The 7,989-nt window shown below is 72.0% G+C and carries 5 protein-coding genes, 1 tRNA gene and 2 pseudogenes; 7 read left to right on the top strand and 1 reads right to left on the bottom strand.

Features of this window, described 5'->3' with window-relative positions; genetic code table 11:
* The 5 genes and pseudogenes from OFY01_RS13295 to OFY01_RS13315 all read left to right on the top strand — a co-directional run.
* Positions 1-339 (top strand): annotated as a pseudogene (locus tag OFY01_RS13295) (hypothetical protein); the annotation flags it as partial.
* 91 nt (positions 340-430) lie between these two features.
* A complete protein-coding gene (locus tag OFY01_RS13300) occupies positions 431-3,190 on the top strand; it encodes an exo-rhamnogalacturonan lyase family protein (RefSeq protein ID WP_266599539.1) in 2,760 nt (919 codons plus the stop codon).
* Positions 3,191-3,243: 53 nt separating this feature from the next.
* Positions 3,244-3,705, top strand: a complete 462-nt coding sequence (locus OFY01_RS13305; protein WP_266599540.1) for an SRPBCC family protein — start codon at positions 3,244-3,246, stop codon at positions 3,703-3,705.
* Positions 3,706-3,744: 39 nt separating this feature from the next.
* Positions 3,745-3,816 (top strand) — tRNA-Val (locus tag OFY01_RS13310).
* A gap of 292 nt (positions 3,817-4,108) precedes the next feature.
* Positions 4,109-5,848 carry a DUF2207 domain-containing protein gene (locus OFY01_RS13315; RefSeq protein WP_266599541.1) on the top strand — a complete coding sequence of 580 codons (1,740 nt, stop codon included), beginning with the start codon at positions 4,109-4,111 and terminating at the stop codon, positions 5,846-5,848.
* 117 nt (positions 5,849-5,965) lie between these two features.
* On the opposite strand, the gene OFY01_RS13320 is transcribed toward OFY01_RS13315, so the two are convergent.
* The gene (locus tag OFY01_RS13320) at positions 5,966-6,691 is read right to left on the bottom strand and encodes a 3'-5' exonuclease (protein WP_266599543.1); all 726 of its coding nucleotides are present in this window, start codon (positions 6,689-6,691) and stop codon (positions 5,966-5,968) included.
* Between the two features lie 212 nt (positions 6,692-6,903).
* Between OFY01_RS13320 and OFY01_RS13325 the strand changes: the two genes are divergently transcribed.
* Complete coding sequence (locus OFY01_RS13325) at positions 6,904-7,470, top strand: DUF4365 domain-containing protein (protein WP_266599542.1); 567 nt, start codon at positions 6,904-6,906, stop codon at positions 7,468-7,470.
* A 51-nt stretch (positions 7,471-7,521) separates the two neighbouring features.
* A pseudogene (locus OFY01_RS13330) lies at positions 7,522-7,989 on the top strand (hypothetical protein); the annotation flags it as partial.

Genomic DNA, 7,989 nt, shown 5'->3' on the forward strand with positions numbered 1-7,989 from the left:
CTCGGCGCCTGCGCCGCCGTCTGGGTCGACCTGCGCGCCGTGCGGGCCGGACTGCCCGGCGGCCGGGGCGCGGCGGCCGTCGGCCTCGTCGCGCTCCTGGCGGGCACGGTCACGGTGCTGCGCGCCGCCGCCGTGTGGCAGCCGGACACCCGGTGGCGGGCGCTGCTCGGTGCCGCCGCCCGCCGCACGGTCCGCGCGCCCGCCGGGTCGCTGCTGCTCGTCTGCGGTGTCGCGGTCGTCGCGCTGACCGCGCTGTTCGTCGCGCCGCTGGCCGTGCCCGCGCTCGGCGTGCTCGCCGCGGCGGCCCTCGCCGTGGAGGAGCGCGGCCGACCTGGCTGACCGCCCACCTCGCACCGCCGCCCCCTTCCCTTCCCTCCGCGTCAACTCCCTTCTCGTACAGCACCTTTGGCATGCACGGAAAGGACCACAGATGTCACCCGATCCCCGCTTTCCCCGCCGCTCGGTCCTCAAGGCCGCCGCGGTCGCAGGCGCCGCCACCCAGGCGAGCTTCGTCCTCGGCGGCAACGCCGCGCGGGCCGCGACGCGGTCCACCGCCGCCGACCCGCAGCCGGTCACCCTCGACTGGCTGGAGGACGGAGGCCCCGGCGCCGCACCCGGTTCCACCGTCGGCGTGCCGTGGCCGATGGGCGCGTACGAGAAGGGGCAGGAGTTCGCCGTCACCACCGCCGACGGCAAGGACGTGCCGGTGCAGACCTGGCCGCTCGCCCAGTGGCCCGACGGCTCCCTGAAGTGGACCGCGCACGCCGTGGGGCCCGGCACCGGCGACGGCAAACTCACCCTCAAGGCGGGCACCGCGGCCGAGCCGAGGAAGAGGGTGACCGTGGACACGCACGGCGGCTCGGTCACCGTCGACACCGGCGTCGTCGTCACCAAGCTCGGCACCAGCGGATCGCGCCTGGTCAAGACCGTCACCCGCGGCTCCACCGAGATCGCGAAGAACGGGCGGCTCGTGCTGCTGCGGCAGGGCGAGATCGAGGACGGCGACCAGGGCGCACAGAAGTACGAACGGTTCGACAGCGCCATCCACAGGACGACCGTCGAACAGGACGGGCCGGTCCGCGCCGTCGTCCGCGTCGACGGCAAGCACCGTCACGGCAACCGCAGCTGGCTGCCGTTCTCCGTGCGGTTCTACTTCTACGCGGGCGCCGACTCCTTCCGCATGGTGCACACCATCACGTACGACGGCACCCAGGAACCCGGCACGTCCTCCGGCGACTTCATCCGCGGCCTCGGCGTCCGCTTCACCGTGCCCCTGCGCGACGAGCCGTACGACCGGCACATCCGCATCGCGGGCGAGGGCACCGGCATGCTCCGCGAGGCCGTCAAGGGCGTCACGGGGCTGCGCCGCGACCCGGGCGCCGCCGTGCAGGCCGCCCAGTTCGCGGGCGAGAAGCTGCCCGACCCCGCCACCTGGGACCAGCGGGTCACCACGCGCCTCAAGTGGATCCCCGAATGGGGCGACTACACGCTCTCCCAGCTGTCCGCCGACGGCTTCACCCTGCGCAAGCGCACCACGAAGGGCCACGGCTGGATCGCCGCGGGCGGCGGCCGCAGAGCCGGCGGATTCGGCTACGTCGGCGGGGCGAGCGGCGGGCTCTCCTTCGGCCTGCGCGACTTCTGGGAGAAGTTCCCCGCCGGACTCGACATCCGCGACGCGCAGACCGACGAGGCCGAGGTCACCCTCTGGCTCTGGTCGCCCGAGGCCCAGCCGATGGACCTGCGCTTCTACCACGACGGCATGGGCGAGGACACGTACGCCAAGCAGCTGGACGCCCTCCAGATCACCTACGAGGACTACGAGCCCGGCTTCGGCACCCCCTACGGCATCGCCCGCACCAGCGAACTGGTCTTCTGGGCCAACGCCTCCACCCCGAAGGCCGAGACCCTCGCCGCCCAGGCCAAGGCCGTCCGCGTCCTGCCGCAGCTCGCCGCCCCGCCCCGGCAGCTCATCGCCGCGAAGGTCTTCGGCCCCGGCCTGTACGCCGAGCCCGACCGCTCCACCCCCGCCAAGGCGAAGATCGAGGACCACCTCGACTTCCTCTTCACGTACTACAAGGACCAGGTCGAACAGCGTCGCTGGTACGGCTTCTGGGACTACGGCGACATCATGCACTCCTACGACACCGCCCGGCACCAGTGGCGCTACGACGTCGGCGGCTACGCCTGGGACAACTCCGAACTCTCGCCCGACCTGTGGCTCTGGTACGCCTACCTGCGCTCCGGCCGCGCCGACCTGTTCCGCTTCGCCGAGGCCATGACCCGGCACACCGGTGAGGTCGACGTCTACCACCTCGGCACGTGGGCGGGGCTCGGCACCCGGCACGGCGTCCAGCACTTCGGCGACAGCGCCAAGCAGCAGCGCATCGCCAACACCACCTACCGCCGCTTCTACTACTTCCTCACCGGCGACGAACGTGTCGGCGACCTCATGCACGCCAACGTCGACTCCGACGAGACGTTCCTCGTCCTCGACCCGCTGCGCAAGATCCGCACCGAGCCCTACACCCCCGACCGGCACGCCCTGTCCATCGGCTTCGGCACCGACTGGAGCGGCCTGGTCTCGGCGTGGCTGACGGAGTGGGAGCGCAGAGGCCCCGAGTGGGAGAAGGCCAGGGCGCGGGTCCTGTCCACGATGGAGACCATCGCCGCCCAGCCCAACGGCTTCGTGCAGGGCAGCGGCCTGTACGACCTCGACACCGGTGAGTTCGCGATCGCCGACGAGCCGGTCGTCTCCGTCTCCCACCTGTCGGCCGTCTTCGGCCTGAACGAACTGTGCGCCGAGCTCATCTACCTCGTAGACATGCCGAAGTTCAAGGAGGCGTACCTCGACTACTGCCGCTACTTCAACGCCACCAAGGCGGAACAGAAGGCGCGCTACGGCCACGACTTCGGCGTCCTGCTCCTCTTCCAGGGGCACTCGCGCCTGGACGCGTACGCGGCCGTGCAGACCGGCGACGCGTCACTCGCCTCACGCGCCTGGCAGAAGTTCTTCCACAGCAAGGACACCTGGGACTACAAGGAGTCGAACGACTGGAGCGCCCAGAAGATCGAGGGGCCGGTGGCCCTGGTGGAGGGCTCCGAGGTGCCGTGGGTGAGCACCAACGCCACGGCGCTCTACGGTCTGGCCGCCATCGAGAACCTCGCGCTGGTCGGGGACCGGATGCCGTGAGGCGATCGCGGCCGTGACCGTCCCGCACGGGCGAGCACGGGCAGAATCGGGCCATGAAGCCCAGCGCGCACACCTGGTCCCACTACCGCTTCCACAGCGTCTGGCGGCTGCCCGCGCCGCCGGACGCCGTGTTCGCCGTCCTCGAACGGGCGGAGGAGTACCCGACATGGTGGCCCCAGGTGCGCTCGATGACACGGCTGGACGACACCAGCGGCGTCGCCGTCTTCCGCTCGTTCCTGCCCTACGGCCTGACGGTCACGGCCCGCGAACGCCACCGCGACCCGGCCGCCGGAGTCCTGGAGATCGGGATGACCGGGGACCTCGACGGCTGGGCGCGCTGGACGCTGCGCGCACAGCCCGGCGGCACGCGCGCGGACTACGACCAGGAGGTCGAGGTGCGCAAGCCACTGATGCGGCTCCTCGCGCTGCCCGGCAGGCCGGTCTTCCTCGCCAACCACGCCTGGATGATGCGCGGCGGGCGGCGGGGGCTCGCGTCCAGGCTGCGATCGGTTTGAACGCAGGCCGCCACGACCTGTATGGTTCAACGCGTTCCCGGGCGATTAGCTCAGTGGGAGAGCGCTTCGTTCACACCGAAGAGGTCACTGGTTCGAACCCAGTATCGCCCACCGGGAAGAAGGCCGGTCCGCACCAGCGGACCGGCCTTTCTCATGCGCCTGTGGCCGGTATACGCTGCCGATCTTCGGGGGCTGGGGAGGCCCCATGGTGAAGGGGGCATGTTTCCTTGAGCGTTTCCCTGGGTGATGCGAAGGGCGAAAGACCGTACGGTCCGGATCCCGGCCACGGGTCCGGACCGCGGCCGAAGCACGTAGAGCGTTCACCTGGCTCAAAATCTTCTTCATCGCGCTGCCGATCGTCCTCGTCGTCGCGTTGTTCCGGGAGACCGGCAACGTCGAGCGCGTGACCACCCTGTGGGTCGGCGCCCAGGTGCACGACGACGGCAGTATCCGGGTCACGGAGGTCATCGACTACGACTTCGGGGAGTCGGACACAACCCGGCACGGCATCTACCGGGACGTGCCGGACCTGGGCTACGACGAGAACCTCGTCACCGCGACCATGGACGGTCACCGGGTCCCCTGGGATCTGGACGTCGGCGACTACTACGAAAAACCCAACGGCAAACGAGAGACAGCCACCCGGATCCGCGTGGGCGACCCCGACGGATCCGTCACCGGCATGCACCGGTACCGCATCCAGTACACCCTCCAGGACGTCGTGAAGAACGGCAAGATCGCCTGGAACGCCGTCGGTACCGGATGGAAAGCCGACAGCTCCCATGTGCGGATCCATCTCACCGCCCCCTACCGGCTCACCGCGACCCGCTGCGTCCAAGGCACCGACGGCAGCAGCACCCCCTGCGCCGTCAGCACGGACCGGCCCGGGACGCTCGACATCGCCCTCGACCGGCTGCGCGGCCACCACGGCGTCACCGTCCACACCACCCGCGGCGGAAGACTCACCGGACCGCCGCCCGCGCTGCCCGAGCCGCCCACCAGGCAGGCCGCCCATGCCACCGTCACCAACTCATGGCTCGTGGCCCTCTTCGCCTTCGTCCTCGCCCTCGTCGCCGCCGCCGTGGCCGTCGCACTGCTGCGCCTGTTCGGCCGTGACCGGATCGCCGAACCGACGGCCGACGGACCGCCCGGCCGCACCCGGCCCGTCTCTCTCGAGCGCCTCGCCGCCTCGCTCACGCCGTCGCCCGTGCCCCCCGAGGACCTGCCGCCGGAACAGGGCGGAATCCTGCTCGCCGAACGCGTCAACAGCCACCACCAAGTGGCCTGGCTGCTCGGCGCGGAGATCAACGGGCACATCACCGTCGGTGGCACCAACGAACGCCCCACTCTCACACGCGTCAAGCGTGGCAAGCGACCGCAGGCAGCGGACGACCCGAACGCCGCGGACATCCTCGACAAGATGTTCTCCGGGCGGGACGAGATCACCCTGGGCTACCGCGACACCGTGTTCCGGTCCGGTTGGGAGTCCCTCCACAGCAAACTGACGGCCTGGCAGGAGAACAGCGACCTGTGGGACGAGGTCTCCGTGCGACGGGCTCGCGTCGGCCCCTTCGTCGGCGTCGGCGCCGCCCTGCTCGGGCTCGTCGTCACCGCCCTGGGCGCCTGGATCGGGGGCGGCCGGAACGCCGCCGGGCTGCCCGTCCTGGTGGTCGGGGCCCTCACCGTCGGAGCGGGACTCGCGCTGTCGCTGCGGTCCTGGGAGCTGAACCGGCGCAGCCCGCGCGGCAGCGAACTCTGGCTCCAGGCGGAGGCGTTCCGGCGGTATCTCGTGGACCCGTCCGCGCGGCACGACGACGAGCCCCTCGACGACGCCCGGCTGCGGTTGTGCACCGCCTGGGCGGTGGCCCTGGACGTGGCCGGTGCCTGGGACCGGGCCGTGGCCGGCTCCACGGCCTCCGCCGCGCGCCGCGACGACGGACACGGGAACAGGACCAGGAACAGGACCAGGAACAGGCCGGGGTTCCTCCCCGGCTTCGCCCTCGGCCTCATGGACGCCTCCGCACGTTCGAGCTCCTATCCGTCGTCCTCCGGCGGAGGCGGAGGTGGAGGCGGCGGTGGCGGCGGTGGCGGCGGAGGAGGGGTCGGCGGGGGCAGCGGCGGTGGTGGCGGCGGCTCCTGGTGATGCTCCGGGCATGCCCGGGGTGACGCATCGAGCATGGGGAGAGACGGGCCGCGCGCGGGGATCACCAGGGCCGCGCGCAGGCGCGTTTCTGCTTCCGGGGCCCCGACGGGGGAACGCTCAGGCAGCCGCCGGGAGTTCCGGACGCATCGGCCACGCCGTATCCACCGCCTCGTCGGTGCCGCTGCGGGCGAACCACGCCTGAAGGCCACGGGCCTGCGCGGCGTGCCACGTCGTCTGCAGCGTATGCAGCTCGGCGGGGGAGAGGCGGTCGAGCCGGGCCGCGAAACGGCGGCCCACCGCGCGCACCACCTCGAGGGCGGCCTCCGCGTCCGCCGCCGCGTCGTGCGCGCCGGTCAGCTCCACCCCGTAGTGCGCGCACAGATCCGTCAGCGTGCGGCGGCCCTTGCGGTACCGGTCCAGATGCTTGTCGAGGACCCTCGGGTCGAGCACGCACAGCGGCCCCGGTTCCAGGAAGTCCGCCAGGCACGACGCGCGGTGGCGCCGCAACTCGCGGTCGAAGAGCGTCAGATCGAACGGGGCGTTCATCACCACCAGCGGCCGCCCCCTCGCCGCCTGCTCCGCCAGCACGTGGCCTATCTCCTCCATCACCGGCGCCGGCCACCGCCCGTTGCGCGCCAGATACTCGTCCGTCAGACCGTGCACCTCGGTCGCGCCCGGCGGGACCGGCACCCCCGGGTTCACCAGCCAGCGCGTCACCCGCGGACGTGTCCCCGCCGCCTCCTGCACCACGACCGCCGCCGACACGATCCGGTCCCTCTCCACGTCCACTCCCGTGGTCTCCGTGTCGAAGGCGGCGAGCGGGCCCTCGTACCAACACGTCATGTCCATACAACTCCTCGATCACGTACGGCAGATGACGTTGAACAGCCCTGTCAGCTGCCCGTTTTCGTGATACCCGGGCCGTTTGCGTCGTACGCGGAGGGGAGACAACACAGGTACGAGTCATGGCAGTTCAGCGGGGAGCCATTGACCCGTGCTTGATCAAATGGTTGATCTCGGCAGGGATCGGCCGGTTCCGGAAGGTCACTTGGACCATGGCGCTCGCGCGGCCCGAACAGGGCGGGCTGCTGCACGGGCGGACCGCACCGCCGCGCGGCACACTCGCCACCACCGCCTGCATGGAGACACTCCAGGTGGGATACCTGCACGCCGTCGCCGCGGCCGCCGGCTGCTCGCTCTCCCAGCCCTTTCCCGACAACGGCATCGACTGGCACGTCAGCCACAGCGCCCCCGGCCACGCCGTCGACGACGAGGTCACCATCAAGGTACAGCTGAAGGCCACCTACCAGATCGCCCCCGCTCCGCCGGGCCCCAGCTTCTCCTTCACGCTCGACAACGCGCACCTGGAGAAGCTGGCCCGCACCCCGGTCTCGGTGCACAAGATCCTCGTCGTGATGATCGTGCCGCGCTCCCAGGACGACTGGCTGCGCGCCGGACACGACCGCCTCGACCTGCGGCACTGCTGCTACTGGACCAACCTCGCCGGACACCCCGTCACCGGGCGGCGCAGGACCACCGTCCGCATCCCGACCGCGCGGATCTTCGACGACCGCGCTCTGTGCGACATCATGACCCGCGTCGGCGCGGGCGGGCGGCCCTGACACCCGACCGGCGAACCGGTCGACGCGGCGGGGCCCGGAAGGAGTCACCCGATGCAGCACCGCCCGATCGACGAGCCCGTACGGTCCCTGGGCGCGGCCCGCGCCCACCCCGTCGACCTCGCGGGCCCCGAACCCGGTCAGGTCGACCCGGCCGTGCTCGGTGCCCTGCTCGACCGGCACGGCTGGCGGCGGCGCGGCGGCGCCACCGGCCGGTACGCGCGCTGGACGCTGCCGGGGCCGGGATCCGGGCCCAGCCTCCTCGTGCCGGAGAGCAGCGCCTTCCCCGACAGCGAGGAACTGCTCGGCGAGGCGCTCGTCGCCCTCGAACGCAGCGGCGCCGCCTGCGCGCGCGAGGTGCTCGTCCAGCTCGCCGTGCCCAGCGACGAGATCCGCTGGTGGCGGGACGTGCCCGAGGGCCCGGCCGGAGCCGGCTCCTGGACCGCCGAGGAGCGGCTGCGCTCGGCCGCCCGCCGCACCCTCCTCGCCGGGGCGCTCGCGACGCGCGGCGCCGCCGGGTAC

The sequence above is a fragment of the Streptomyces beihaiensis genome, from assembly GCF_026274175.1.
GTDB lineage: Bacteria > Actinomycetota > Actinomycetes > Streptomycetales > Streptomycetaceae > Streptomyces > Streptomyces beihaiensis.